The organism is Cupriavidus oxalaticus, assembly GCF_038900635.1.
In the GTDB taxonomy this organism is placed as follows: Bacteria; Pseudomonadota; Gammaproteobacteria; order Burkholderiales; family Burkholderiaceae; genus Cupriavidus; species Cupriavidus oxalaticus_B.
This window is the reverse complement of sequence record NZ_JAYMRX010000022.1, coordinates 41,152-67,536: the sequence shown is the minus strand read 5'-3', so window position 1 is coordinate 67,536 and position 26,385 is coordinate 41,152. Positions and strand designations below refer to the sequence as shown.

Genomic DNA, 26,385 nt, shown 5'->3' with positions numbered 1-26,385 from the left:
CTTGTGCATTGGCGCGACGGCGCCGTTGATGATGGAGACAAGTAGAGCAAATTCAGCTGTTGCATGCAGCCACCCGTTTCAGGTTGCCACCGGTCCCGGGGGGGCTGGCGGATGCCGTGGCGGTCCTAGAATCGGCTTGCAGATCAGGCCCGGGGCGGTGCCCGGGGGCTGCCGGATCAGCAAGACAGGAGCAGGAAGTGAGTCGTTTGCAAAATATGCGTGCCGCGCCGGTACGGGAAGAAGCGCCCCCGCGGCTATTGCCGGCAATGAGCGAGCTCAGGCGCGAAGTGCGGGCGCTCAGCCGCCGCGCGCACCGCATCGCATTGGCTCGCGCCTGTGGCGGCGAGGACGACTACCGCCGGCAGTTGTGTGCGCTGTTCGAGCAATGGCTGGACGACGGCGCACCGCAGGTGCAGGTCGTGTGCTTTGCGTCGGCCGCGGAATTCGGCCTGCCGATGGCGCGGCATGCCGAGCGCTGCCGACAGGCTGTCATGCGCGATGGATCGCTCGCGTTGCGCGCGCTTTACTGGGCGGCGCTGCATCGTACCCGCCACCGTATCGGCGGCACGGCACCGATGGACGATGACACGGCAGCGGCGGGCGCATCCCTGCCACCAGCGGAAAGCGTGTCCGCCACGCAGCCATGCACCAATGCCCCGGCGCGTCCGCTGTGCCGGCGTTGCGAGCGGCTGCGCCTGGACGCACGCTGCGCCGCGGGGCACGGCGCACTTCGCCCGCTCGGCGAGGCACGTGAGCGCAGCTTCGGCGGCAGTGCGCTGTGCCAGACCCGCGAACACCAGTGCGAGTCTTGCCGGACTCACTGGACCGCGCATCGCAGCACGGCCACGCCGTTCACGGGCTGGACCATCAGCCGCCGTCCCGCCATCGGCTGACGGGGCGGGCGGCCTTCCACTCTTCCACTTACTGGCTGGTACCGGCGACTGACTTGGGCCGGACTGTGCCGACCGTGCCCTGGATGAACGCCTTGAGCTCCTCGACATCGTCGGCGCTCAGCTTGCCGCTGAAGTCCGGCATGCCGCGCACCATGGCTGGGCCCTTGAATCGGGGCCGACCCCGATAGCCGTCACAGCATGACGGACTTGCATTCAAGGAATTCCGACAGGCCGTAAGCCCCGTTCTCGCGACCGTTGCCCGACGCCTTGTAGCCGCCGAACGGCATGGCCAGGTCCACCTGCGCGCCATTGATGCGCACCGAGCCTGCACGCAGCCGTGCCGCCACGCGGCGTGCCCGCGCGGTATCTCCCGCTGCGACGTAGGCGGCCAGGCCGTACGGGGTATCGTTGGCGATCGCAATGCCATCTTCCTCCCCGTCGTAGGGAATCATCACCAGCACAGGGCCGAAGATTTCCTCGCGGGCGATGGCCATTGCGTTGTTCACGTCGGCGAAGACCGTCGGGCGCGCAAAGAAGCCGCGCTCCAGTCCGTCGGGGCGGCCCGTGCCGCCGGCGGCCACGCGAGCGCCTTCCTCGATGCCCGCGCCGATCATGCGCTGGACCTTTTCGTACTGCGCGCGGTTGGAGATCGGCCCCATCTTAGTGGCCGCGTCGGCAGGATCGCCCACGGGAATCGCATTGGCCACGGCCGCGGCGACCGCGACGGCCTCGGCGTAGCGTTCGCGCGGGACCAGCATGCGCGTCGGGGCAATGCAGGTCTGGCCAGAGTTCATCATCACCTGTGTCACGCCTGTGGTAACGGCTGCCTGCAGATCGGCATCATCAAGGATCAGCAGCGGCGACTTGCCGCCCAGCTCCTGGTGGACACGCTTGACAGTCGGCGCCGCGCTGAGTGCGACCTCCACACCCGCGCGCGTGGAGCCGGTGATCGAGATCACGTCCACATCGGGGTGCGACGACAGCCGTGCGCCTACCGTCTTGCCCTCGCCATAGACCATGTTGAACACGCCAGCCGGGGTTCCGGCTTCATGCATGATCCCGGCGAAGATCGCGGCGTCGAGCGGCGCGATTTCCGACGGCTTGAGCACTACCGTACAGCCCGCCGCCAATGCCGCGGCGGTCTTGGCGCAGATCAGGCTCAGCGGCCAGTTCCAGGCGGTGACGAGGGCGGCAACGCCGATCGGCTCATGCCGCACGTAGTTGTTGCCGTGCGCGGTCTCGAACTCGAACTTGCGCAGCGTTTCGGTGGCGGCGGCCAGGTGCGCGAGGCCGATCGGGGCCTGGAGCGAATTGCACAAGGCGGCCGGCGCGCCGATCTCCGTGCGCACCGCGTCGGCGATATCCGCCATGCGTGCCTTGTACAGCGCGGTGATGCGCTCCAGCAGCGCGATGCGCGTCTCGCGGCTGGTTTGCGACCACGCCGGGAACGCCGCGCGTGCAGCGGCTACGGCGCGGTCCACGTCGGCGGCGGTGCCCAATGCCACCTTTCCGGCCACGGCTTCGGTGGCCGGGTTGATGATGTCCATGGCCGTGGCGCCCGGTGCCGGGTCGACCCACTGGCCGTCGATATAGAACTGGTCGAGTGTCTTCATGGGGATTCTCCGTTGGCGCTCACGCCGGGCGGTCGCCGATGATGGTGGCGCGGTTCATGTGGCGCACGGCCGGAAAATAGTCCTGCACGGCATAGTGCTGCGTGGCGCGGTTGTCCCACAGCGCCACCGTGTTGGCGCGCCAGCGCAGGCGCACCTGGTACTCTGGCGCCGCGGCCTGGCGGAACAGGTATTGCATCAGGTCCATTTCGGCAATGCGGAAGTCCGAGCCGATGCGGTACGGCTGCATGCGCGCATAGTTGGCGAAATGCGTGGTGAAGCCTTCGTTGACGTACAGGATCTTCTCGCCGGTCTCCGGGTGCGTGCGCACCACCGGATGGACCATCGGCGGATACTGCTTGCGCATTTCGTCGTAGCGCTCGCCTTCCAGGCCCTGGCCGAAGGTCGGCATCGCGTCATGCACGGCCTTGAGTTCCGCGATGCGCGCCTTCATGTCATCGGGCAGTGCCTCGTACGCGGCGACCATGTTGACCCAGATGGTGTCGCCGCCTATCGCGGGGCACTCCAGGCAGCGCAGCATCGAGCCCATCGACGGCACTTCGCGCCACGATACGTCGGAGTGGTACAGGTTCTCGCGGCCGCGCTTGTCGCCGCCCCGGCCGAATACCACGAGTTCGGGATGGTCCGGGTGGTGCGGAATCATCGGGTGGACTTCCAGCTCGCCGAAGCGGCGTGCCGCCGCCACGTGCTGCGCGGGCGTGATGTCCTGGTCGCGGAAGAACAGCACCTTGTACTTCAGCAGTGCCTGGCGCAGCGCACGATAGGTCGGATCGTCCAGCTTGCCCAGGTCGACACCGTCCACCTCCGCGCCGATCGCCGGCGTGCAGGGGCTGACGGTGAAAGGCCACGGGTCGGTGTGCGTGGGGCGAGTCGCCAGGGTGGCTTCGGCTTGCATGGCTTGTCTCCTTTGCTCATAGCGAGCTGGTTGTGATGCGGCCGGGCCGGGAGCCCGGCCGTCGTGGATCAGCGCTGCCGCGCTGTCAGGGTGTCGTCGCGGAACTCGACCTGCTTCATCTTCGCGGTATCCAGGCGCATCAGCCCGAACGCACCGCTGTAGAAGATGTGGCCCTGCGGATCGACCTTGACCGGCGAATACAGGCCATTGAAGGTCGGGTCGCTGCCGGTGCGGATCGTCATCACGGTCTTGCCGGTGTCAAGGTCCATGCCGATGTGGTACCGGTCATTCCAGCGGCCGACGAAGTAGCCATCGACGATCGCCATGCGGCCGGCGCCGCTGATCATCGGCACCACGGAGATCGACGAAACGTCGGGCCGCGTCCACAGGCGCTCCCAGCGGTGCGCTTTCTGCTGCCACTTCAGCGCGGCGGCGCCGGCGGGACCGGGACGCGTCGCGCCGTTGATGAGTGTCACGTAGAAGCTGGCCGGGCTCAGTTGAGGGGCATCGCGGCTCGGGATGTTGTTGACCACGAAGGCATAGTCGCCATAGGCGGAAACGGACTGCTCGGACTGCACCGACTCCATTTCCGGACCCATGTCGACCTCGACCTGGTCCGCAACGCGTGCAGACGAGGTGCCAGCCTTCTGTTTCCATCCGGCCGGCACGTGGTCGCGCCAGAAGGCCACGAGCCGCATCTTGCGCGCGCCGTCGGTGATGACGACGAGCTTGTCCTCGTCCGGGCCGAAGCCCATCAGCGTTGGCGTGGAGCCGGTGCCATCGCCGAGCTTGGGCGCAGGCATGCGCACGCCACGGTCATAGCTGGCCTGCCACGCGCCGCTGGCTTCGTCGCTGTGGATCTTGCTGTCCTTGTCCACCACGAGGCGGTACATGGTCGTATTGGACGCCACGTAGATCGCGCCGCCGCCGGCTTCGGGGCCAGTAGCGAAGCTGTTCAGGAACTGCTCGTCGCTGCCGGCCACCGTGAACACATCGATCGGCGCGAGCGTCTCGCGGTTCAGCGTGATGACTTTGCCCGACGCCGTGTTGACCACGAGATAGCCGTTGTAGGTCATGCCCATGCCGAACAGGATGTCGGCCGGAATGCGCGTGCCCCTGCGGGCCTTTTCATTGTCGAACAGCGCGGCGGGGAGGGTGACTGCCACCGGCGCGGCCATGGCGGAAGCCGGATCGCGCGGATCCTTCTGGGCGATGCGGAAGACCTGGCGGCCGTTGCAGCCGTAGAAGGTGTCGTCGCGCCCGAGCACCGCATAGACCGAGCCGTTGATGCCCTGGTCCTCGGTCGAAGTCATCAGGCGGTTGGGCTGGGATTTGAGATAGTCAAGCAGGCCCTGTTCGTCGCGGGCGTCCAGGAAGCGCCTGACCGCCTGCGCCTGCTCGTGCCGCTGTTGCGCACTGATCGGCGTGTAGCCGGGCAGGCGCACCGGCAGGTCGGAGCGGCCCAGTTCGACAAGCTTGCCGTCTTCCACGGTCAGCTTGCGCAGCGAGAAGCCGGCCCACCACCAGTAGATGTCCTTGCCGGCGACGCGGTCGGCCACCAGCGGCAGGCTCGCCGACTCGTTCGCGACGACCTGCACGGATTCGGGCGTGAGCTCGAAATGCCCGCGCGGCACCGCGAACTCCACGCTGTCCGTGGCGCCATCGTTCCAGTGCGTCTGGTTGTTGTAGGACTGTGCGAGGAAGGGATTCGGTACCGGGCCGGCGGGCGCGGCGACCGCAGTCGTGGCGGCAAGCACCAGTGCCGCCGCGAGCGGGCGAAGGGGCGGGCGAAGGGGCGGGCGAAAAGAGGAGAGCATGCAATACACCTGTCGTTATTGTTCGAACTTCGCTTGTCAGGCTGCCGCGCGGATCAGGTCAGCGGCTTTCTCGCCGATCATGATGGCCGGCGCATTGGTATTGCCGCCGATCAGCGTCGGCATGACCGACGCATCCGCCACGCGCAGTCCTTCCACGCCGCGCACGCGCAAGGCCGGGTCGACGACCGCCAGGTCGTCGACACCCATCTTGCACGTGCCAACCGGATGGAAAATGCTGTCCGCGTTATCGCGCACGAAATCGCGGATGGCGCGTTCGTCGCCATCGCCCGGCCCGAACGCATCCGTCATGAGCTCCTTGCCGCCGGCCTGGATCAGCGCGTCCTGCGCGTAGATGCGGCGGATCATGCGGATGCCTGCCACCATGCCTTCCATGTCCGCCTCGGCGGACAGGAAACGCGGGTCGATCAGCGGCACGTCGCGCATATCGGCCGAGTTCAGGCGCACGTGGCCACGGCTTTCCGGACGCAGCACGCAGGCGTGGCAGCTGTAGCCGTGGCCGGCGCGCTTCTTCGCATTGCCGCGGTTGCCGACCAGGGCCAGCACGAATGCGAGCTGCACGTCGGGCTCGGCAAGCTCGGGCCGGCTGCGGAAGAAGGCGCCGGCCTCGGCGATATTCGAGCTGACCATGCCGGTGCGGTTGCGGCGGTAGCGCGCAATCTCCTTCACCATGCGAGCGGCGCCGCGTAGCGAGTAGCCGAACAGGTCGGTCGAGCTGACCGCCTTCTGGATCGTGACGTCGAGGTGATCCTGCAGGTTCTCGCCGACGCCGCGCAGGTCGTGCACGACCGGGATGCCATGGCTGCGCAGGTGTTCCGCAGGCCCGACGCCGGAAGCCATCAGCAATTGCGGGGAATTGAATGCGCCGGCACTGACGATGATTTCACGGCGCGCGCGCAGGCTCTGCTCCACGCCCGCCCGCACCACGCGTACGCCGGTCGCGCGCCGACCCGTGAACTCGATGCGCAGCGCCTGCGTGTCGGTCAGGACGGCCAGCCCCTTGCGGCCGCCGTTCATGTGGCGGTCGCTTGCATCGCCGCGGTGCAGGTAGGCGCGCGCGCTGTTCCAGCGCTCGCCGTTGTGCTGCGTGACCTGGTACAGGCCGGCGCCGTCCTGCTGTGCGCCGTTGAAGTCATGGTTCAGCGGCAGGCCGGCCTGCCGCGCGGCATCGATAAAGCGGCGCGAGAACACGTTGGGACTGCGCAGGTCGCTGACATGCAGCGGGCCGCTGTCGCCACGCAGCGGATCTCCGTGCCCCATGGCGCTGCGCTGGCTGGCTTCGCTGCGGCGGAAATAGGGCAGGACGTCGTCAAAGCCCCAGCCCTCGCAGCCAAGCTCACGCCACTGGTCGTAGTCGTTGCGATGTCCGCGGATATACACCATGCCGTTGATCGACGAGCTGCCGCCCAGCCCGCGGCCGCGCGGCTGGTAGGAGCGCCGCCCGTTGAGGCCGGGCTGGGGCACGGAGTAGTAGGCGTAGTTGCGCGGCCCGGCGTTCAGGGCCGTCTTGGCGAGCGCGATCGGCGTCCACACGGTGTAGTGGTGGTCGTCCGGACCCGATTCCAGCAGGGCCACGGTGACGGATGCGTCCTCTGCCAGGCGGGCGGCCACGGCACAACCGGCCGATCCGGCACCTACCACTATGAAGTCGAATTCCCCGGCCGCCTGGTCGCGGCCGCTTGCTGCTTGACTGCTCACTTTCTGTCTCCTGGTTGCTGGCGCAGCGGATACGCAGTTCCCATTCAACGCGCCGCCACAGGATAGTGACATTACCTGTTATAACAGGTCAACCGGTTTTTCCAAGAACCTGTCATGATAGGTATAATTCCTGATCATTGCTTCACCACCCCCGCAACCGCCAGAGGAAACCCCCGTGACGCTGCCGAGATTCAAGGAGATCGAACAGGAACTTCGCCAGCGCATCGTCGACAAGGCATGGGCGCCGGGCGCAAAGCTGCCGTCGGAATCCGAACTGACGACCGAGTTCGCGGTGAGCCGCATCACCGTGCGCCAGGCGCTGGCCGGGCTGCACAATGCCGGCCTGATCGAGAAGGTCAATGGGAAGGGAAGCTTCGTCACGCGGCCGTCCGAACGGCCGGACCTTGGGCCGCTGAGCGGCTTCTACGAGGCGGGCAGGGCGAAGGGCAAGCTTGCCTATGGCAAGCTGGTATCGGCCCGCATGATCAAGGCGCCGTCCTTTGCGGCGGCAGCGCTTGGGCTGGAGTCGACCGAACGTGTGTTCTGCATCACCACCGTGCGATTCTGGGACGATGCCCCGGTCGGATACTTCCAGGTGATGGGCCCGGAGGCGCGCATGCGCCGCATTGCCGAGGAAGACCTGGAAACCAACGACGTGATGACGCTGCTGGAAACCCAGCTCGGTTTCCGCCTGAAGGAACTGACCTGCGAATCCACGGCCATTGCGGCCAGCGGAGAGGTGGCACGGCGGCTCGACGTGCCCGAAGGGTTCCCGCTGCTGCGCATTCGCAGCACGCCTTTCGACATCGAGGGCCACCCCTTGTGTTGCGCCGAGCTCTATTTCCGGGGTGACCGCTTCAGCTACAAGTGGAGGCTGGCGCGCTAGCGACGGCGCCTTGGCGGCATCATCCGCGCTGCGGCAGCTTCCAGCCCGGCCGGATGAAATGGCACGTGTATCCGTTCGGATAGCGCTCCAGATAGTCCTGGTGCTCCGGCTCGGCTTCCCAGAACGGACCTGCGGGCGCAACTTCCGTCACAGCCTTGCCGGGCCACAGGCCGGAGCCATTGACGTCGGCGATCGTGTCTTCCGCCACCTGCTTCTGCGCATCGTTGCAATAGAAGATGGCTGAGCGGTAGCTCGTGCCGACGTCGTTGCCCTGGCGGTTCTTCGTCGTCGGGTCGTGGATCTGGAAGAAGAACTCCAGGATCTGCCGATAGCTGATCTGCTCCGGGTCGAACACGATCTCGATCGCTTCCGCATGGGTGCCATGGTTACGGTAGGTGGCGTTCGGCACGTCGCCGCCACTGTAGCCCACGCGTGTCGTCAACACGCCTGGATACCGCCGCAGCAACTCCTGCATGCCCCAGAAGCAGCCGCCGGCCAGGATGGCGGTTTCAGTTTGCGTCGTCATGGTTCTGTCCTCTCCGTTCAGTTGCGCTGCCTCGCGCACAGGAAAAGCCGCGCGGGCACATTCGCGCATTGTGCACGATTGCCCGCCGCCGCGTGCATGTCAGCGAGTGGACCGGGACGACCGCGCCGCTACGCCTTCAGGTTCGGCAATGGCTCACCCTGCATTTCCTGTTCCTGCAGTTCCCGCCACGCAATTTTCCCCGTGGCCGAACGCGGCAGGCGTTCGACGATCTGCACGATGCGCGGCGCCTTGTACGTCGCCATATTGCCGCGGCACCACGCGAGCAGTTCGTCTTCGCCGATGGTGGCAGCATCCGGACGCAGGACAATGATGGCCTTCACCGTCTCGCCGCGGTGCGGGTCGCGCGCCGCGATCACGCAGGATTCGAGGATCGCCGGATGGGTATGCAGGATGGCCTCGACTTCCGCCGGCCACACCTTGTAGCCCGATGCGTTGACCATGCGCTTGAGCCGGTCGCGCATGACGAAGTAGCCATCGGCATCGATGCTGGCCAGGTCGCCGGTGCGGAAGAACCGCCTGCCGTCGATGACGATAAAGCTCTCGGCATTGGCATCCGGCTTGTTCCAGTAGCCCAGCATGACCTGCGCGCCATGCACGGCGATCTCGCCGACCTCGCCGACGGGTACTTCTTCCAGCGTGGCGGGGTCGATCACGCGCGCATCCACGCCATAGGTCTTCACGCCGAGATGGCCGTTGCGCGGCGCCGCGAGCGGGTTGGCGATGATGAACGAGGCCGTCTCGGTCAGGCCATAGCCCTCGACGAAGGTCAGTCCGTAGCGCTCCTTCATGAGCCGCGCCGTGCCTTCGGGAATGGCCGCGCCACCGCCTACGATGCAACTCAGGCTGCTCAGGTCGAATGACTCGATGCCGGGCTGCGCGAAGAATTCGACCAGCATCGGCGGCGGTGCCGCCCAGAACGTGACCCGATGGCGCGAGATCAGTTCGGCCGCGGTGCGGCGGTCCCAGCGCGGCAGCAGCACGATGGTGCCGCCAACGTAGACCGGCCCGTTGATGCCGTTCTGCAGGCCGAGCAGGTGGAACATCGGCGCCACCGCCAGGAAGGTCGACTCGGCATGCGAACGGCGCCACAGCTGCGAGCCTGCCACGGAAGCCATGACGGTGCGGTGCGTGTGCATGCAGGCCTTGGGCGCGCCGGTGGTGCCGGAGGTATAGGGCAGCATGCAAAGGTCGTCCGGCGTGCTGCGGTGCGGCGTCGGCCGGTGCGCTTCGCGCACGGCCGCCAGCCATTGCACCACGCCCCGTGGCAGCGCGGTATCGCCCGCGCGCTGCCGGGCCCAGTCGGGGATGGCCAGGTCGTGACCTGCCAGATCCGCATCGGTCAGCGCATCTCCATAGTGATGGGCGATAACGTGCCGCAGCGGCGTCGCGCCGATCAGCGGGGCGATCTGGCCTAGCAGTTCGCTGGCGGCGAACGCGGCCACGGCGCCGCTGTCGGTGACGATGTGGCGCAGTTCGTCCTCCAGCAGCATCGCGTTCGCCGGCACTACCACGGCGTCGGCGCGCAGGATCGCGAAATAGGCCGCGATGAACTGCGGGCTGTTCTGGCTGAACAGCACCACGCGGTCGCCATGGCCGACACCACAGGCCTGCTGCAGGTAGCCGGCGAGCCGCTCGACTTCGTCGAGCAGCGCCGCGTGGGAGATCGCATTGCCGTAGAACTGGATCGCGGTCTTTTCGGGAAAGCGACGCGCAGAGATCTCCAGGTTCTCGAACAGCGTGGTTTCCGGCACGTGGAAGCCGTATGGCACCGCGCCGAGCGTCACCGACTTGTCCACGGACAGGGTGCCGCTGGGGTAGGCCACCGCATTGCCGGCGCCGGGCAGGTAGGGAGTCATGGTCATGGGCAGGAAGGAGAGTTGGATGCGGGTTCAGAATGCCATATCGCCGTCGAGCAGCCGGCGCGCGATGGTGCGGCGCTGGATCTCGGAGGTGCCGTCAGGAATGCGCATGGTGCGCGCGAACCGGTAGCCGGCCTCGAGGCGTAGCTCATTGGTCAGCCCCATGCCGCCGTGGACCTGCATGGCGCGGTCGAAGACCCGGCCCGTCATCTCGGTCGCCGATGCCTTGACGATAGACACTTCCTTGGTCGCCGGCAGGTCGTTGTCCACCAGCCATGCGCAATGGCGCACCATCGACTTGGTGGCGTAGATGTCCATGGCGCATTCGGCCAGCATGATCTGCACGGCCTGGTGCTCGCCGATCGGCTGGCCAAAGGTCTTGCGAACCTTGGCGTAGTCCACCGCCTGCTGCAGCGCCCATTCGGCCAGGCCGAGGCAACTGGCGGCCATGCTGAGGCGCCCGGCGTTCACGCCGTCCAGCGCGACGGACAGGCCACGATCGACCGGACCGAGCCGATGGGTGTCCGGCACGCGCACGTTTTCGAGCGAGATGATGCCGATATCGGCGCCGAGGTGGCCCATGGTCGGAATCACGCTCGGTACGGAAAAGCCCGGTGTATCGGCGGGCAGGAAGAAGCCGGTGATGCCGCCCCGGTGCGCGCGCGCCTTCTCTTCGTCGGTGACTGCGAAGACCATCGCGTAGTCGGCATACGGCGCGTTGGTGATCCACTGCTTGGTGCCGTTGAGGATCCAATGATCCCCGTCGCGGACCGCGCGCGTGCGCATGCCGAACACATCCGAGCCAGCGTCCGGCTCGGACAGGCCGAAGCACATGGTCTTGTCGCCGCTGGCCAGTTCGTCTCGCACCGTCTCCAGCACTGCGGAATCGAGATGCTTGAGAACAGGCGAGAGACCGTTGGTAAATGGGGAGGGCAGCACCACGGTCTGGATCAGGTGCCGCTCGGGCCCGCAATGGGCGTTCAGCCGCTCCTGGATGTACACCGCGGCCTGCGGGCCCAGCCCGCCGCCGCCCAGCGATTCCGCCGACAGCGCCGTGTAGAAGCCCAGTTCTGCCGAGCGCATGCGCACCTGGCGGCGCAGGGCAAGGACTTCGGGCGCATAGCGGCCGTCTTCGGTGTAGACCGTGCGTTCGCTGCCGAGCAGCGCGCGATGCTCTTTCTCGAGCCCCGCCACTTCGCGTTCGACGAACTTGATGAGGGCATCGCCGAATTCGACCCATTCGCTGGGGATGTCAAAGTTCATGGTGCAAGTCTCCTTGGACTTCTGGGTCCATTTCTTCATGCTTGTCGCCTTGGCTTGCTGCTCTCGTGGCAGCGCCTGGTCAGGCGTCGGGGGCGCTTCTAAGCCACCACACGCTGTTCTTTCAGCGCCCGGATCAGGTCCTCCGCATAGCCGATCCCACCCAGGATCTCGTCGGTATGCTCACCGAGCATCGGCGCCCGGCGGCGCACTGCGCCCGGCGTGTCGCTCAGCTTGATCGGCACGCCGGCGATCTTCACGGGATTTGCCGATCCGGGCTGCTCCACATCGACCAGCATCTCCCGTACCGCGTAGTGCCTGTCCGCGAAAATCTCCGCCGAGGTGTAGACCGGCCCGAACGGCACCTTGCCGCCCAGCACCACGGCGATTTCCTCCTTGGAGCGCACCGTGGTGAAGGCCTCGATGGCATCGATGACCTGCTGCTGGTGCTGCACGCGCGCGGCATTGGTGGCGAAAGCGGGGGCCTGCGCCATGTCGGGGCGGCCGATGGCGATCGCCAGTTTTTCCCAGAACGCATCGGTCGCGCAGGCAATCGAGACATGGCCGTCACGCGCCCGGAACACGCCAAACGGGCACAGCAGCGGGTGGCGGTTGCCCTCGGGCGCGGGCACCGTTCCGGTGTAGGAAGTCTGGTAGACGATGCGCTCGCACATGGCCAGCACCGCGTCGGTCATGGCGACATCGACAAACTGGCCCTGGCCGGTCTCCCGCGCGCGGCTGACCGCGGCGAGGATGCCAATGCACAGCATCAGCGCCGGCACCGTGTCACCCACGCCGGGGCCGATCTTGGTGGGCGTGTCGCGGTCGGGACCGGTAATGCCCATCATCCCGCCCATGGCCTGCGACACTACGTCGTAGGCGGGCCATTGCGCATAGGGGCTTTCGCCGCTGCGCGGGTCGCCGAAGCCGCGCACCGTGCCATAGACGAGGCGCGGGTTGGTCTCGCGCAGGGTTTCGTAGGAGAGGCCCAGACGCTCCATCACACCGGCACGGAAGTTCTCCACGACCACGTCGGCGCCGTCGATCAGCCGGCGCAGGATCTCGCGGCCGGTGCCGGTCTTGAGGTCCAGCGCGATCGATCGCTTGTTGCGGTTGACGCTCTGGAAATAGCCGCCAAAGTCTTTCAGCGCGTCGTCGGCGCAGAACGGACCGGTGACGCGCGTCCCATCGCCGGTCATCGCTTCGACTTTGATGACGTCCGCGCCGTGATCGGCCAGGATTTGCGTGCAGAACGGCCCTGCCAGCATCTGCGTGAGGTCGACCACGCGCAGGCCGGCGAGGGCGCCGGCCGGCCTGGCGTGGGGCTGGTTGTGGGGGTGCATGGTTGACTCCGACTTCGGCTGGTCAGGCGGCAGCGCCGGCCATCCAGGTATGCAGGCGCGGATACAGGTCCGCTGCCGGCTGGTTGTCCAGGGTTTCGACGAAATCCCACAGTGCCTCTGCCCGCTGCGAGCCCAGCAGCGCGTCTGCCTTATTCCGCAGCTTCGCGGATCTGGTCTCATAGGGAAGGGGATCGCTGAGTTCGATGCGGCTGTCCAGCGATACGCCCGATTTCGTCACGATGGTGGCGCGGCACGCCGTATCGGCAACGGCGGGGTCGGGATGGACCTCGACCCGTCGCGCCAGTTCCGTCAGTGCGGGGGCGCGGCAATTGGCATCCGAGAACGACGCCAGCGCTGCCGTATCGACGCCGGCCAGCACCATGGCAGCGGTCAGCGACAGGCTGAACTTGGCTTCCAGCCCCGTCGCCGGTTCGGCAATGCAGCAGACCGGCAGCCACTGCGGCGCGATGGTCAGCGAGACAGTGCCGATGTCGCCGGCCTGCAACCCGTGCCTGGCGCACAAGGTCTTCAGCGCTTCCAGCGCGGGATGCGTGCCGTGGCAGCAGGCATGGAACTTGTACTGGACGTCAACAAAGCGGAACGCTTCGGGCAGGCCCGCAAACGGATCGTCCATGCAGCCCTGCGGGGCGCCATGGGTGGACGCAAACCCGCCGGCACATTCGATCGCATCAGGCCGCGCGATGAAACCCTGCGCGGCGAGCATGGCCGCTTCCACGCCGGTGGAAGCCGCCATGCCCGCGTGGAACGGCTTGGCCATGGTGCCGAACTGGCATTTCAGGCCCGATGCGCGCGTTGCGGCGAGACCCAGGGCATGAGCAGCCCGCTCCGCATCGAGGCCGAGCAGACGCGCGGCCGCCGCGGCTGCGCCAAAGGCGCCGGAGGTGGCGGTCTGGTGGAAACCGGCATTGTAGTGCGGCCGGCCCAGCCATCCGCCTACGCGACAGGTAACCTCGACACCGGTCAGGAAGGCTTCGAGCAGCGCGCGACCACCAGCCTGCCGATGCTCGGCGACCGCCAGCGCGGCGGGCAGCACTGCCACGCTCGGATGGCCGACAAAATCGAAGTGCGTGTCGTCGTAATCGAGCGCATGCGCAACCGCCCCGTTGAGCAGTGCGGCGGCGCGGGCCGGCACGCGCTGCGCCAGGCCGAAGGCGCCGGACTGCGGTGCGCCGGATTCGCTGCGCACCAGTTCGCGCACTGCGCGGCTGACTGGCTCCTGCTCGCCGGCGATCGCCACGGCCAGGCAGTCATAGACGGACAGGCGCGCAATATCGAGCGCATCGGCGGGAAACCGCAGTGAATCATCGACCGCGAAGCTGGCGGCGCGCACGGTGAGGCCGGGCGAGGGCATGGCGGCTTGCGACATGGCTCTCACTCCCTCACGCCGCGACTTTGCCCAGCATGGCATCGGAGATGATGCGCATCTGGATCTCGGAGGTGCCTTCGAAGATCCTGGTCAGGCGCGCATCGCGCCAGTAGCGCTCGGCCGCGAAGTGGGTGGTGTAGCCCGCGCCGCCGTGGATCTGCAGGCCTTCGCTGGTCACGCGCTCGCACATCTCGCTGGCGAACAGCTTGACCATCGACGCTTCGGTGTCGGCGCGCACGCCTTCGTCGATCTTCTCGCACACGGCGTAGAGCAGGGCGCGCGAGGCCTCGATCTGCGTGGCCATGTCGGCCAGCTTGAAGCGGATCGCCTGGAAGTTGCCGATCGGGTTGCCGAACTGGTTGCGGTCCTTCGCGTACTGGATGGAATCCTCGAGGCTGCCCTGCGCGAGGCCGATCGAACGCGCGGCGGTGTGGGCACGCGCGGTTTCCAGGCCGACGGTGGTCAGGTAGAACGCCTTACCTTCTTCGCCGACCATCTTCGAGTGCGGCACGCGGCAGCCGTCGAAAGCCAGTTCCCACGTGGTCCAGCCGTGGTAGCCGATCTTGGGGATCACGCTGCCCTTGACACCCTCGGGCAATTCGCCGCGCGGCTTCTCGACCATGAAGGCCGACAGGCCCTTGTGGCGTGCCTTCGGATCGATGACCGGATCAGTGCGGCAGATCACCAGGATGAAGTCGGCCTCGTCGGCAAACGTGCACCAGTACTTGCTGCCGGTGATGAGCCAGTCGTCGCCGTCGCGCACGGCGCGGCACGAGATGTTTGCCACATCCGAGCCTGCATTGGGCTCGGACAGTGAGAACGCGCCGAGGAACTCGCCACGGGCCATGCGCGGCAGGTACTCCGACTTTTTCTCTGGCGACAGGCCCTTGAGTGCGCCGATCAGGCCATTGCCGCGCGCGATCAGGCTGCCCACGCTCATCCAGGCGCGCGACAGCTGCTCGGCCACCAGGCAGTACTCGTAGGCGCCCAGCCCCAGGCCGCCGTATTCCTCGGGGATCAGGATGCCGAAGTAGCCGAGTTCGGCCATCTCTTCGATCAGCTCGCGCGGGATCTGGCCTTTCTCAGGATCCAGCTTGTTGGCGATGGGCAGCACGCGCTCCATCGTGAACTGGCGCGCGGCCTCCTGGATCATGCGACGCTCTTCGGTCAGTTTCTGCACCTTGCGCTCCTGGCGGTGGTCTGGCTCCGCCAAAATGGCGGCATTTATGTACGGACATATTAGCGGTGCGAGGAGGGGGATATGCAAGACTTATCCGGAATCCCCACCCAAGACGGGTAGGTATAATTCGCCATTTTTTAGCCATGCCATGGAGATGATGCGGCCGAATACAGTTGACATTGTCCGTTCCACCAATCACTATGTACGTACATAAAGCTGGCGCCGGAGCACGCCGCCAGAGCCATGAGGGACAAGGAAACGGATATGAAGAAGGACCGCAGCGGCAACTATTTCGAGGATTTCCGCGTCGGCATGAAGATCCGCCATGCCACGCCGCGCACGCTGACCGAAGGGGACCGCAGCCTGTATATCGGGCTGACCGGCAGCCGCACGGCGTTGTGCACCGCAGAGACCAACGCCCGGCAACTGGGCTTCGAGCATCGGCCGCTGGAAGACCTGCTGGTGTTCAACACGGCGTTCGGCAAGACCGTGCCCGATATCTCGCTCAATGCCGTGGCGAACCTCGGCTATGCGGAAGTGCGTTTCGTCTCGCATGTCTATCCGGGCAACACGCTGGCCGTCGAAACCGAAGTGATCGGCCTCAAGGAGAACTCCAACCGCAAGAGCGGGGTGGTCTATGTCCGCTCGACCGCGCGCAACCAGCATGGCCACGAGGTGCTGAGCTGGGTGCGCTGGGTGATGGTGCACAAGCGCGACCACGACGCGGCGTGCGGGGAAGCGGCGGTGCCGACCACCCAGGCAGTGGTGCCGGCCGAGCGCCTGCGCCGCAGCGACTACTCGGCGCGCGTGCGCGACATCACGGCCATGACGGGTTTCGGCGACCTGTGGGAGGACTACGCCGTGGGCGAGCGCATCGATCACCCGGGCGCGATGACCATCAACGACAGCGACCACAGCCTTGCCACGCGCCTGTACCAGAACACGGCCAGAGCCCACTTCGACGGGCACGCCATGGCCGCGAACGGCGGCCAGCGGCTGGTCTACGGCGGACACATCATCTCGGTATGCCGCGCGCTGGCCTATGACGGGCTGGAAAACGCCCTGTCGATGCTGGCCATCAACGGCGGCAGCCATGTGAACCCGACCTACGCGGGCGACACCATCGCCTGCGCGACACAGGTGCTGGAAAAGGTCGACCTCGGCCAGGAGCATGTCGGCGCGCTGCGCCTGCGCATGATCGGCGTGAAAAACGCCAGCGGCGCATCCACTGCCTTTCCGGAACCGGGCGAGGGCAGGGCGGCGCATCCGTCCAACGTGGTGCTCGACCTCGACTACACCATCGCCATCCCGAAACGCCAGCGGTAAGCCCCGCGCGCGGGCTGCCCCAATGCATACAACCTGTCAGCGAGATCATCGAGACAAGACATGACCACCGCAACCCATCCGAACGACGCCCTTTTTGCCGGCGAGAAGGCCTTTCCCGTACTGGCCGCCTGTGAACACTTCGCCGGCAGCGAGAAGCTGATCGGCAAGGCCATGGACCTGCAGGTCGAATACGGCCCGGTCTTCGACGTGACCTGTGACTGCGAAGACGGCGCCGCCGCCGGCCAGGAGCGCGAGCACGCCGAAATGGTGGCGCGCATGATCGCGTCGGACCGCAACGTCCACGGCCGTGCCGGCGCACGCATCCATGACCCGTCGCACGCGGCCTGGCGCCAGGACGTGGACATCATCGTGAACGGCGCTGGCAGCCGGCTGGCCTATATCACAGTGCCCAAGGCGACCAACAGCGGGCAGGTGGCGGAAGTGATCCGGTATATCGGCGACGTCGCCAAGCGGGCCGGCCTGGAAAAACCCGTGCCGGTGCACGTGCTGATCGAAACCCACGGCGCCCTGCGCGATGTGTTCCAGATTGCCGGGTTGCCGAACATCGAAGTACTCGACTTCGGCCTGATGGACTTCGTCAGCGGCCACCATGGTGCGATCCCGGCCGCCGCCATGCGCAGCCCTGGCCAGTTCGAGCATGCGCTGCTGGCGCGCGCCAAGGCCGACATGGTGGCGGCGGCACTGGCCAACGGCATCGTGCCGGCGCACAACGTGTGCCTGAACCTCAAGGACGCCGAGGTGATCGCCGGCGACGCGCGCCGTGCGCGCAACGAGTTCGGCTTCCTGCGCATGTGGAGTATCTATCCGGCGCAGATCCAGCCGATCGTCAACGCCATGCGCCCGGACTTCACTGAAGTGGAAGACGCCGCCGGCATCCTCGTGGCCGCGCAGGACGCGGACTGGGGCCCGATCCAGTACAAGGGCGAACTGCACGACCGTGCCACCTACCGCTATTTCTGGGAGGTGCTGCAGAAGGCGAAAGTTACCGGCATGGCACTGCCGGCCGAGGCGGAGCGCCGCTTCTTCGCCAACTGACAAAGCAGGAGGGCCATGGCAGCGGCAGCGTAAAATGCGCGCATCCTCCGACTTTCCCCTGCCCGCCGCCATGACCGCGACACTGAAGGACAGCAAGCCCAAGGCAGATGTGCCGGGCGCCCCGACCCGATATGCCGAACTCGCCAGCATGCTGGTGAAGGACATCGTGGAGGGGCGCCGGGTGGTGGGCAGCCTGCTGCCGACGGAGCACGAGCTGGCCGAGCAGCACGGCGTGAGCCGCCATACGGTGCGAGCCTCGCTTCGCCTGCTGCAGGACCTCGGCTATATCTCGCGCAAGAAGGCGGTCGGCACGATGGTCGAAAACGCCAACCCGAACGCGGCTTACACGCAGTCCTTCGGCACGGCCGAAGACCTGGTGCGCGTGGCGGCCACCGAGGTGCGCGCCATCGAGGCTGTCACCGATATCACGCTGGACCGCGCGCTGGCGCGGCGCCTGGAGGCGCCGGTGGGCAGCGCCTGGGTGCTTCTCAGCGGCACCCGCGTGGACGCGCGCAAGGGCAGCACGCCGGTGGCACGGGCCGACATCTATATCGACGCGTCGCTGGCCGGCCTGGTGGATGCCATCCGGAACCATCCGCAGACGCTGGTCAGCGCCCTGATCGAGCGCGAACGCGCCATCGCCATTGCCGAGATCCGGCAGGTGGTTACCGCCACGCTGATCGAAGCGCCGCTGGCCGGGCAGCTCGGCGTACCGGCCGGATCAGCGGGATTGCGGTTGATCCGCCACTACAAGGACAACTCCGGCAAGATTCTCGAGATTACAGACACGATCTATCCGGCCGACCGCGTATCAGTAGCGTTCCAGCTCAAGCGCAGCAGAGGTGGGGCGATGCCATAGAGCATGAGGGGTAGCCGCCAGGAACCAGTCTGCGGCATCGGTGGCATTGAACGGATGCCCACCGAGAACGGCAATCTGGCCGGCCGGGAGAGTGTCGGCAAAGCCAGCCTATCGCATGCCGGTTTCTTCCTTCCGCTGCGCATTGTCATGGCGCAACACCGGCCGCAGCTTCAGCCACGCCAGCGCGGCAATAATTGCGCCCCAGGCCATCAGGCCGTTTCCTCCGACGATCTGTTCGTCGAAGCGATAGCTGACGCAAAGCCGCGCCTCGGCATCGCGATACAGCAGGCCGGCGGTAAATAGCATCCACGCGACGTTGCCGAGAAAGAAGGTGGCCAGCTCCGGGCTCAGGCGTCGCCAACCCTGCGCGAGCAGCATCCCGGCGAGCAGCCAGCTACCGTACTTCAGTGCCGTGACGCGCGCGTCGAGCAACGCCAGGTCAAGTGCCGCGGGAATCATCCAGAAGGCCGAGACGACTGTAACCAGCGTTGCACTGAACAGGCCGTGGGCATCGCATCGCGCCTGCCATGCGGCCAGGCGTGCCGGCACCCAGGCCGACATTGCCCAGCCCGCCGCCAGCAGCAAAGGAAACTGGAGCACCATATGCAGGCTCATGCTGGCCTCGAACACATGCCGCACGCCTGGCACCAGCCACAGCAGCGACGAAGCGCCCAGCAGACCGTGCGCGACGGGCGTGACGCCCCCCCTCACCGAGGCGCTCCTTCGGCGAGCCGATTGGCCGCCTCGAGCGCCTGCGGCCATCGGCCGTAGTCGAAGATGCCGTGCACCTTGCCTTGGGCGTCGATCAGGTGGATCCCGCCGTTATGCACGTAGCCACCGAAACCATCAGGGATGGCGACCAGGCCGAGCTGCCGCAGTGCGGCTTGCCCCGCTGCTTCCTCGCGCGGCGCGGCCAGTATCCATCTGGCCGGATCGGCCTGGTGACGGTTGCCATAGGCCAGCAACGCTCGCGCGTCGTCATGTGCGGGGTCGATCGATATTGACAGCAGACGCACTCGTGAATGTGGGTCGGCACGCATCGCTCGCTGCATCTGCTGATACTCGGTGCCGAGCGCCGCGCAGACGGTCAGGCAGCGGGTGTAGATAAAGTCCACCAGATAGACCGGCGCGCCCGCCGCTGACCCATCGAAAAGCTGGATCGGGCGGCCCTGCGCATCGCGCAGCGCAAGTGCCGGTGCTTCCAGCTTGCCTTGCATGGCCGCCTGGCGGCGCAGCGCCTCGAAGGTCCAGGCCTCGAAGCCGTGGGTAAGATGTCCGGCCAGGGCCACGAAGCCCGCGAGCGACAGCGCGCAGAGGGCCAGTGTCGCGCCCAGCCGCGGTGGGCGGACCGCAGTGGCAATAGGCGCCGCTGTCGTTGCGATCGGCATGGCGGTACTAGCCGGGTCGGGGCAGGGAGGTGGAAGGAGCGTTGGCGTCGGCGGACATCACGTTGGCGATCCCGGTGCAGGCAGTTCCTTGTCTCCAGCGAAGGGGGCAGTACGCGCTTTGTGTTCCTCGCGGGCGCGGGAAACCGTCTCCACCGGCACAGGCGCGGCACCATTGCCCCACTGCGAACGGATATGGCTGAGCACCGCGGCGAGTTGCTCGTCGCTGAGCTGGTCCTTGAAGGCGGGCATCGCGCCGCTGTAGGTGGTGCCCTTGACCGTCAGCGAGCCGGTGACGCCGTGCAACACGATCGCCGCGACCGTGCTGTCGCTGCCGACCACCCACTCCGAGCCGGCGAGGGGCGGAAACACGCCTTGCAGTCCTTGCCCGTTGGCCTGGTGGCACGACACGCATAGCGAGGCGAAAAGCGCACCGCCATCGACCTTTCCCGCACCGCCGCCGGCTGGTCCGGACAGCTCAGCCATGGCGCGTCCGTCGCCCCAGTTGGCAGGATGGTCGATATCGGCGAGCACGATGTAGCCGATGCCAAAAGCCAGAAGAAGACCGGTCAGCACGATCATGTACCACGGCATGGGATTCGTGGCCTCGTGGGGGTCCGAGTTCTCGCGCGCCTGTTGCGGCAGGATGTCGGGATCTTGCACAGTCGATTCCTCAAGTTCAGCGGGTGGCGGCCGGCGCCGGGCCCTCGGGCAGCGCAGGCAGCACCGGGTAAGTCCGGTTCAACGACTTCAGGTACGCGACCAGCTCGAGCGCCTCCGGGCGCGCGACCACTCGCTTTCCGACAGGCGCATACCCGGGCGGAAGCTGCACTTCGACCTCGCCGCGCCCGACCTCGTCCCTGGCTTCAAACAGATAGCGGTAACTGGGCATGACACTGCCCGGCACATAAGCGCGCGGCTGGTACAGGTGGCCGAGGTGCCATTGCTCGCTGGGCTGGCGCGCACCGATATTGAGCAGGTCGGGACCGGTGCGCATGCTGCCGAGCAGAAGCGGGGAGTCATAGGCATAGTCGCCGGCCACGCTCGCGCGGCCCCAGCCCCGCTCGAAGTCCGGCGCGAAACTGCGTGCACGTGGCTGCTGCGAATGGCAGTAGACGCAGCCATTGGCGATGTATTGCTGACGCCCGCGCAGCTCGACGCTGGTATAAGGCTTGAGTCCTTCGGCCGGCTTGACGTCGTGTGCCGTCATATAGGGCACGACCACCAGCGCACTGGTTGCGATGCCGAGCATTGCCATGCCGCCAGCAAATAGTCTTGCTTCGTTTTCCATCTGATCTTCCCCGCGCTTAGACGGTCTTCAGTAGTGCTGGCGTGCTGCTGCCGGCCGGCCGGGCGCGCAGCAGCATCACGAAATGCGTGACAAAGGCCAGATGACCGAGCACCATCAGCGCCCCGCCTATGCTGCGTGCCCTCAGGTAGGGCAGGGTCAGCGTGACCGAATCCATGAATGGGCGGCTCGCGTCCAGCATCGCTATCCCCTGCAGCCAGCCGCCGTAGCTCAGGCTCACGAAGTAGATCGTGATGCCGATCGCAGCCAGCCAGAAGTGCGCGCTGATGAGGAACTGCGATGGCCACTCACGCCCGGACACGCGTGGCACGATGAAGTAGATGGCGCCAAAGAACACCATGGTGACAAAGCCGTACATCCCCAGATGCGCGTGGCCAACCGTATGGTGCGTGAAATGGACGACCACGTTGAGGCTGCGCAGCGCTTCGAAGGCACCCTGGATCGAACTGACCGTGTACATCAGGCCGCCAAAGCCGATGAAGCGAAGCGTGGGCGAATAGCGCAGCGCAGCCAGCTTGCCCTTGAGCGTGCCATGCATGTTCACCGTGAACGCCATCACCGGAATGATCATCATCATGCTCTGCACGATGGATAGCGTGACCATCCATCCGGGCACCGGCCCACCCACGAGATGGTGGCCGCCGACCTGGCCATAGAAGAAGGCCAGCCCCCAGAAGCCGAGCAGCGACAGGTTGTAGGACTGCACCGGCCGGCCAATGATCTTTGGCAGGAAGTAGTAGATCGAGGCCAACGCCAGCGGCGTATAGAACAGGCCCAGCACATTGTGGGCGAACCACCAGTTCATCGTGGCCTCCTCGATGCCACGGTGCAGCCCCGGAACATTGGCGACCAGGAACAGCACCGGGAACCAGAACAGCGCACAGCCCATGTACCAGACCGAGACGTAGAGATGTTCGACGTTGCGGTTGAGCAATGTCAGCGCGAGCGGCACACCGAGCAGCGCGCCACCGGCCACAAAGAGGATGTCGATCTGCCAGGGAATCTCCAGCCATTCGAGCCCGTCGGCCAGGCCTGCGCCGATCGCGCCCAGTCCCGCGATCAGTGCCGCATTCCACAGCGCGGCACCGAGGAACGCATAGCGCGCGCCGACAAGTTCGGTCTTGAGCAGCCGCGGGATCACGAACAGCGCGATACCCAGTCCAGCCATCGGCGCCCAGCCATAGGCCACGGCGTTCAGGTGAATCGTGCGAATGCGGCCAAAGGTGAGCCAGGCCTCATCGGCAAGCCAGTCGGGCGCGTGCAGCTTGATTGACGCGGTCAGGCCAGCGGCGGATGCGACCAGCAGCCACGCGAATGCGCAGCAGAACAGGAAGAACACCAGCGGCGCGGTCGAGGCGTCCGCGCGGGCACGCTGGGCCAGCTCGGCGCTCGCAGCGGAGCCCGCATGGTGCGGGGCCGCGGCCTGCCACCGCGCCATGCGCGCGGCATCATTGGCGGGGTCTTCGACGGAGCCGATCTCGCCCGGCGCGAAGATGACTTCCGCTGCCTTGGGATCGCGGTCGAACAGGCCACGACGCTGCGTCCAGATGAAAGCGAACAGCCCGATCATCGACAGCACGAAGGCGGATAACAGGATCGCGATGGTGCTCACGGGAACTCTCCTGAGAAATGCGGATGGGCGCGGTATGGTCGAGGCAGTGCTACCGGCGGCGCGCTGCGGCCGCAGGCCAATGTTGCTGGTCGGCACACTGCGCGGTTTGCGGCGCGATCTCGACGAAAAAAGACGATGTCAGCCCGCGGCTACAGCGCTGCAGTGCGCGCGAAACGCCGGATACAGGCGGATTTCCTCGCGCGTCATCCGGGCTCGCAGGCGGGCGACGATGCGGCCCAGCGCCCGCGCGAACGCAAGCCTGTCGCCGCCGTCGCGAAAGTGGGCAAAGAAATCCAGTACTTCCCGGGAAATGACGTGCATCTCAGCTTCATATTCTTCGGCGAGCGCACGGGTCTGTTCATGGAGATGCATGGGCGGGTAAAGCTTGTGATCCTCACGCGCCAGATGCGCTAGCACCAGCTTGCGAAGCCGGTCCAACGTCTGAAGGCCGGCTTCTGTGCCAACGCCCTGGCGCTGCACGGTCTCGAGCATCGCAAAGATCTGTTTATGCTCGGCAAGCATGGTGTCGATGAGGGCTGTCATGATTTGCAGTTCTTTCGCTTGATATGGCGTTGTGATGGCCTCGCCGGGTGTCGCAGCATTCTATTAAAGATGCATATTAAATGCAACATATAGGATCGCTTCCCGACTGCTGCGCTAGTGAGGTGGCGCCGCTACGGGACAGGGCTAGCGCCAGTCCGATATGGAGGCTGGAGACGATGATCCTTCCGCAACGGCAGGGAGCATCCAAATCTATGCATCGTGACTGCCATGGCATCGTCCGGATGCCGATAGATGGCATGGTAGGCACGGCCCGGTGGCCGGGGTAGACACATAGCGGACTCTTCTGCGTTTCCTCTTTTGCACCAATGCCTCTGGTGCTCAGGCGGCTGGATACCGGACCAAGCCGCGAATTGGAGCATTCGGCATGGAACGTCGCGTTGACCTGGGCTTCGGCGCCCTCGGTCAACAAACGCCGCCATGTCCGGAGCCCACCCTTCGGGCGTGGCTCCGGACATGAACAAATGTCATCGCAAGGTCACAGTGGGGTTGCCATAATCACGGCGCTAAATAGTCGTCCCGCACAGAACGGGGCAAATTCCCTTCCTTGAAGGGCTTGACTTTGTATTGCCGGGGAGAAGTGCCATGACCATTCGTCAGCGCATTGTGCTGCTGATCGCCTTGATGTGTCTGGCGTTGGCCGCGATTGGCGGCTATGCCGTGATGCAGACTCGATCGAGCGCGTCTGAAGTCAGACAGGTAACCGAGGGCGTCGTGCCCAGCGCATTGGCTTCGGCGGATGTGGTGTCCCTGGTCAAGGACATTCAGCTCGCCACCATGACCCTGGTCTATGCGCCGGACGCCAATCTGCTGGCGCAGGCGCAGGACGATCTCAAGACCAGGCAGGCGGCGCTCGGCGATGCGCTGGCACGCCAGGCGCAGAGCGCATCCACCCATGCGCAGAAAGGCCTGCTCGCGCAAGCTCAGGAGAGCCTGGAAAACTACTTCGGTGCCATTCGCGAAACCGCGGACATGAAGGCCGCCGGCCGCGACGAGATTGCGCAGGCCTTCCTGTTTGCCAATGTCGCCCGTTATTGCGATGAGATGGAAAAGATCGTCGATACGCTGCGCGTGGAAAAGAACCGCGAGAAGGACGACGCGATCACCTCGCTCAACGACGCCCTGGCGGGCGCGGCGCGCACCATCGGCATTGTGAGCGCGGTGGCCGTGGTGCTGCTTTCGTCCATCGGCTGGCTGCTGTATCGCCAGATCGCGCGGCCGCTGACGCGCATGCAGTCGACCATGAGCGAGATCGCGACGAGCCAGGACTTCACCCGTCGCATCGAGGTGGGGCGCATGGATGAGATCGGCCATTCGATCGTCGCCTTCAACAGCATGATCGAGCGCATCCAGGAAAACGCATCGCTGCTCAGGCAGAAGACTACCGATATCCAGGCGATCCTGCAGAACATGCAGCAGGGCATCCTGACCGTGGTCGACGGCGGCGCCATCCATCCGGAGTACTCGGCGTACCTGGAGCAGATCTTCGGCACCAGCGAGATCGCGGGCCGGAACTTCATGGATCTGGTGTTTGCCGACACCGACCTCGGCACGGATGCGCAATCGCAGGTCGAGGCCGCGGTTGATGCCTGCGTGGGGCAGGACGGCATCAACTTCGTCTTCAACCAGCACCTGCTGCCAACGGAAGTCGAAAAGCGCATGCCGGATGGTCAGGTCAAGGTGCTGGACCTGAGCTGGTCCGCGATCACCGACGATGCCGATACCGTCGTACGCCTGATGCTGTGCGTGCGCGACGTCACGCAGCTGCGCGAGCTGGCGGCGGAGGCCAGCGAGCAGCGGCGCAGCCTAGAGATCATCGGCGAGATCCTTGCGGTGAGCCAGGACAAGTTCCATCGGTTCATGGAAAGCGCCCACGGCTTCGTGCACGAGAACGAGCGCATCATCCGCCAGTCCACCGAAGCCGACACGGTTGCCGTGGCCGCGCTGTTCCGCAACATGCACACGATCAAGGGCAATGCGCGCACCTACAAGCTGCAGCACCTGACCGACGTCGTGCACGAGGCCGAGCAACGCCTGGAAGTGCTGCGCGATGTGGAGCGCGACAGTAGCGAGTGGAATCCCGATGCGCTGATGCAGGACGTGGAGCGCGTGCGCGACGTGCTGGCACGCTACGCCACGATCAACGAAGTCAAGCTGGGCCGCAAGGGCGCGGGTGGCGCCGCGTCGGAGCTGGCAGCCGCGCCAGAGACCACCAGCGTCGAGGAAGCGCTGTCGGCAGTCGTGGGCGCGCTGCCGTCGCTGGCCGAAGATCTGGGCAAGCTGCCGCCGCAGGTCAGCATCCAGGACAACGGCTACCGCTTGCGCGCCGAAGTCACCGGGCTGATGGAGAACGTCTTCTCGCACCTGCTTCGCAACGCCATCGACCACGGCATCGAACCGGCCGAGGCGCGCATCGCGCTTGGCAAGCCCGTGGCAGGTGCGATTCGCATCGAAGCCGCCGTCGACCAGCATGCGCTGCAAGTTACCGTTGCCGACGATGGCCGCGGGCTGGCGCTGGACCGGATCCGCGCGACGGCGCTGGAGCGTGGCTGGATCGGCGAAGATGAGATGGTCGGCGACGATGTCATCGCCCGGTTCATCTTCCGCCCGGGCTTCTCGACTGCCGAAACCGTGACGATGATCTCGGGACGCGGCGTCGGCATGGATGCGGTGCGCGATTTCCTCGAGCGCGCGCAGGGCGGCATTGCGCTGCGCTTTACCGACAACAACGTCGGAGCGCCATACCGGCAGTTCCAGACCGTGGTGAGCCTGCCCGAGCGGTTCGCCGTGGATAGCGTGGTGGCGTTGTCGGAAGCGCCGGCGTCGATGGCGTTGTGATCAGCAGACCGATTCTGGGCAGGGC

At 66.1% G+C, this 26,385-nt stretch carries 22 protein-coding genes and 1 pseudogene; 6 read left to right on the top strand and 17 right to left on the bottom strand.

Annotated features, from left to right (window positions below; genetic code table 11):
• The first annotated feature begins 197 nt into the window (after positions 1–197).
• Positions 198–893, top strand: coding sequence for a hypothetical protein (locus VSR71_RS27085; protein ID WP_342916850.1), 696 nt, complete (start codon positions 198–200; stop codon positions 891–893).
• Positions 894–921: 28 nt separating this feature from the next.
• Here VSR71_RS27085 and VSR71_RS27080 read toward each other — a convergent pair.
• The 5 genes and pseudogenes from VSR71_RS27080 to VSR71_RS27060 all read right to left on the bottom strand — a co-directional run.
• Positions 922–1,062: pseudogene (locus VSR71_RS27080) on the bottom strand (c-type cytochrome); the annotation flags it as partial.
• Between the two features lie 22 nt (positions 1,063–1,084).
• Positions 1,085–2,506 carry an aldehyde dehydrogenase family protein gene (locus VSR71_RS27075; protein ID WP_342916849.1) on the bottom strand — a complete coding sequence of 474 codons (1,422 nt, stop codon included), beginning with the start codon at positions 2,504–2,506 and terminating at the stop codon, positions 1,085–1,087.
• A gap of 19 nt (positions 2,507–2,525) precedes the next feature.
• Complete coding sequence (locus tag VSR71_RS27070; RefSeq protein ID WP_342916848.1) at positions 2,526–3,419, bottom strand: TauD/TfdA dioxygenase family protein; 894 nt, start codon at positions 3,417–3,419, stop codon at positions 2,526–2,528.
• Between the two features lie 68 nt (positions 3,420–3,487).
• On the bottom strand, positions 3,488–5,236 hold the full coding sequence (locus VSR71_RS27065) for a hypothetical protein (RefSeq protein WP_342916847.1): 1,749 nt from the start codon (positions 5,234–5,236) through the stop codon (positions 3,488–3,490).
• Between the two features lie 36 nt (positions 5,237–5,272).
• Positions 5,273–6,952 carry a GMC family oxidoreductase gene (locus VSR71_RS27060; protein WP_342916846.1) on the bottom strand — a complete coding sequence of 560 codons (1,680 nt, stop codon included), beginning with the start codon at positions 6,950–6,952 and terminating at the stop codon, positions 5,273–5,275.
• 175 nt (positions 6,953–7,127) lie between these two features.
• Between VSR71_RS27060 and VSR71_RS27055 the strand changes: the two genes are divergently transcribed.
• Positions 7,128–7,838, top strand: coding sequence for a GntR family transcriptional regulator (locus VSR71_RS27055; protein ID WP_342916845.1), 711 nt, complete (start codon positions 7,128–7,130; stop codon positions 7,836–7,838).
• A gap of 19 nt (positions 7,839–7,857) precedes the next feature.
• Here the strand turns inward: VSR71_RS27055 and msrA are convergent, their stop codons facing one another.
• The 6 genes from msrA to VSR71_RS27025 form a co-directional block, all read right to left on the bottom strand.
• On the bottom strand, positions 7,858–8,364 hold the full coding sequence (gene msrA / locus VSR71_RS27050) for a peptide-methionine (S)-S-oxide reductase MsrA (protein ID WP_342916844.1): 507 nt from the start codon (positions 8,362–8,364) through the stop codon (positions 7,858–7,860).
• Positions 8,365–8,492: 128 nt separating this feature from the next.
• Positions 8,493–10,247, bottom strand: a complete 1,755-nt coding sequence (locus VSR71_RS27045; protein ID WP_342916843.1) for a long-chain fatty acid--CoA ligase — start codon at positions 10,245–10,247, stop codon at positions 8,493–8,495.
• A gap of 27 nt (positions 10,248–10,274) precedes the next feature.
• The gene (locus tag VSR71_RS27040) at positions 10,275–11,507 is read right to left on the bottom strand and encodes an acyl-CoA dehydrogenase (protein WP_342916842.1); all 1,233 of its coding nucleotides are present in this window, start codon (positions 11,505–11,507) and stop codon (positions 10,275–10,277) included.
• Positions 11,508–11,605: 98 nt separating this feature from the next.
• Positions 11,606–12,847 (bottom strand): CoA transferase, encoded by a 1,242-nt coding sequence (locus VSR71_RS27035; RefSeq protein WP_342916841.1) that lies wholly within the window; start codon positions 12,845–12,847, stop codon positions 11,606–11,608.
• 22 nt (positions 12,848–12,869) lie between these two features.
• The gene (locus VSR71_RS27030; protein ID WP_342916840.1) at positions 12,870–14,234 is read right to left on the bottom strand and encodes an MmgE/PrpD family protein; all 1,365 of its coding nucleotides are present in this window, start codon (positions 14,232–14,234) and stop codon (positions 12,870–12,872) included.
• A gap of 13 nt (positions 14,235–14,247) precedes the next feature.
• Positions 14,248–15,414: an acyl-CoA dehydrogenase family protein gene (locus tag VSR71_RS27025; protein WP_342916839.1), complete on the bottom strand. Its 1,167-nt coding sequence runs from the start codon at positions 15,412–15,414 to the stop codon at positions 14,248–14,250.
• 264 nt (positions 15,415–15,678) lie between these two features.
• Here VSR71_RS27025 and VSR71_RS27020 point away from each other — a divergent pair, with 264 nt between their 5' ends.
• From VSR71_RS27020 to VSR71_RS27010, 3 genes are read left to right on the top strand one after another with little or no spacing between them, the layout of a single operon-like run.
• A complete protein-coding gene (locus VSR71_RS27020; protein ID WP_342916838.1) occupies positions 15,679–16,740 on the top strand; it encodes a MaoC family dehydratase in 1,062 nt (353 codons plus the stop codon).
• A gap of 60 nt (positions 16,741–16,800) precedes the next feature.
• Positions 16,801–17,796, top strand: coding sequence for an HpcH/HpaI aldolase/citrate lyase family protein (locus VSR71_RS27015; protein ID WP_342916837.1), 996 nt, complete (start codon positions 16,801–16,803; stop codon positions 17,794–17,796).
• A 34-nt stretch (positions 17,797–17,830) separates the two neighbouring features.
• On the top strand, positions 17,831–18,655 hold the full coding sequence (locus tag VSR71_RS27010; protein ID WP_342916836.1) for a GntR family transcriptional regulator: 825 nt from the start codon (positions 17,831–17,833) through the stop codon (positions 18,653–18,655).
• 108 nt (positions 18,656–18,763) lie between these two features.
• Here the strand turns inward: VSR71_RS27010 and VSR71_RS27005 are convergent, their stop codons facing one another.
• The 6 genes from VSR71_RS27005 to VSR71_RS26980 all read right to left on the bottom strand — a co-directional run bounded on the left by VSR71_RS27005 (position 18,764) and on the right by VSR71_RS26980 (position 23,504).
• Positions 18,764–19,366 (bottom strand): hypothetical protein, encoded by a 603-nt coding sequence (locus VSR71_RS27005; RefSeq protein WP_342916835.1) that lies wholly within the window; start codon positions 19,364–19,366, stop codon positions 18,764–18,766.
• On the bottom strand, positions 19,363–20,043 hold the full coding sequence (locus VSR71_RS27000) for an SCO family protein (protein ID WP_342916834.1): 681 nt from the start codon (positions 20,041–20,043) through the stop codon (positions 19,363–19,365). The genes VSR71_RS27005 and VSR71_RS27000 overlap by 4 nt, the downstream gene beginning before the upstream one ends.
• A 57-nt stretch (positions 20,044–20,100) precedes the next feature.
• Positions 20,101–20,703: a cytochrome c gene (locus VSR71_RS26995; RefSeq protein WP_342916833.1), complete on the bottom strand. Its 603-nt coding sequence runs from the start codon at positions 20,701–20,703 to the stop codon at positions 20,101–20,103.
• A 16-nt stretch (positions 20,704–20,719) separates the two neighbouring features.
• Entirely contained in the window at positions 20,720–21,331 is a 612-nt protein-coding gene (locus VSR71_RS26990) for a cbb3-type cytochrome c oxidase subunit II (RefSeq protein WP_342916832.1), read from the bottom strand.
• A gap of 16 nt (positions 21,332–21,347) precedes the next feature.
• Positions 21,348–22,961: a cbb3-type cytochrome c oxidase subunit I gene (locus VSR71_RS26985; RefSeq protein ID WP_342916831.1), complete on the bottom strand. Its 1,614-nt coding sequence runs from the start codon at positions 22,959–22,961 to the stop codon at positions 21,348–21,350.
• A 138-nt stretch (positions 22,962–23,099) separates the two neighbouring features.
• Positions 23,100–23,504 carry a hemerythrin domain-containing protein gene (locus VSR71_RS26980; RefSeq protein ID WP_342916830.1) on the bottom strand — a complete coding sequence of 135 codons (405 nt, stop codon included), beginning with the start codon at positions 23,502–23,504 and terminating at the stop codon, positions 23,100–23,102.
• Positions 23,505–24,107: 603 nt separating this feature from the next.
• On the opposite strand from VSR71_RS26980, the gene VSR71_RS26975 reads away from it, so the two are divergent.
• Positions 24,108–26,360 carry an Hpt domain-containing protein gene (locus tag VSR71_RS26975; RefSeq protein WP_342916829.1) on the top strand — a complete coding sequence of 751 codons (2,253 nt, stop codon included), beginning with the start codon at positions 24,108–24,110 and terminating at the stop codon, positions 26,358–26,360.
• The last annotated feature ends 25 nt before the right edge of the window (positions 26,361–26,385 follow it).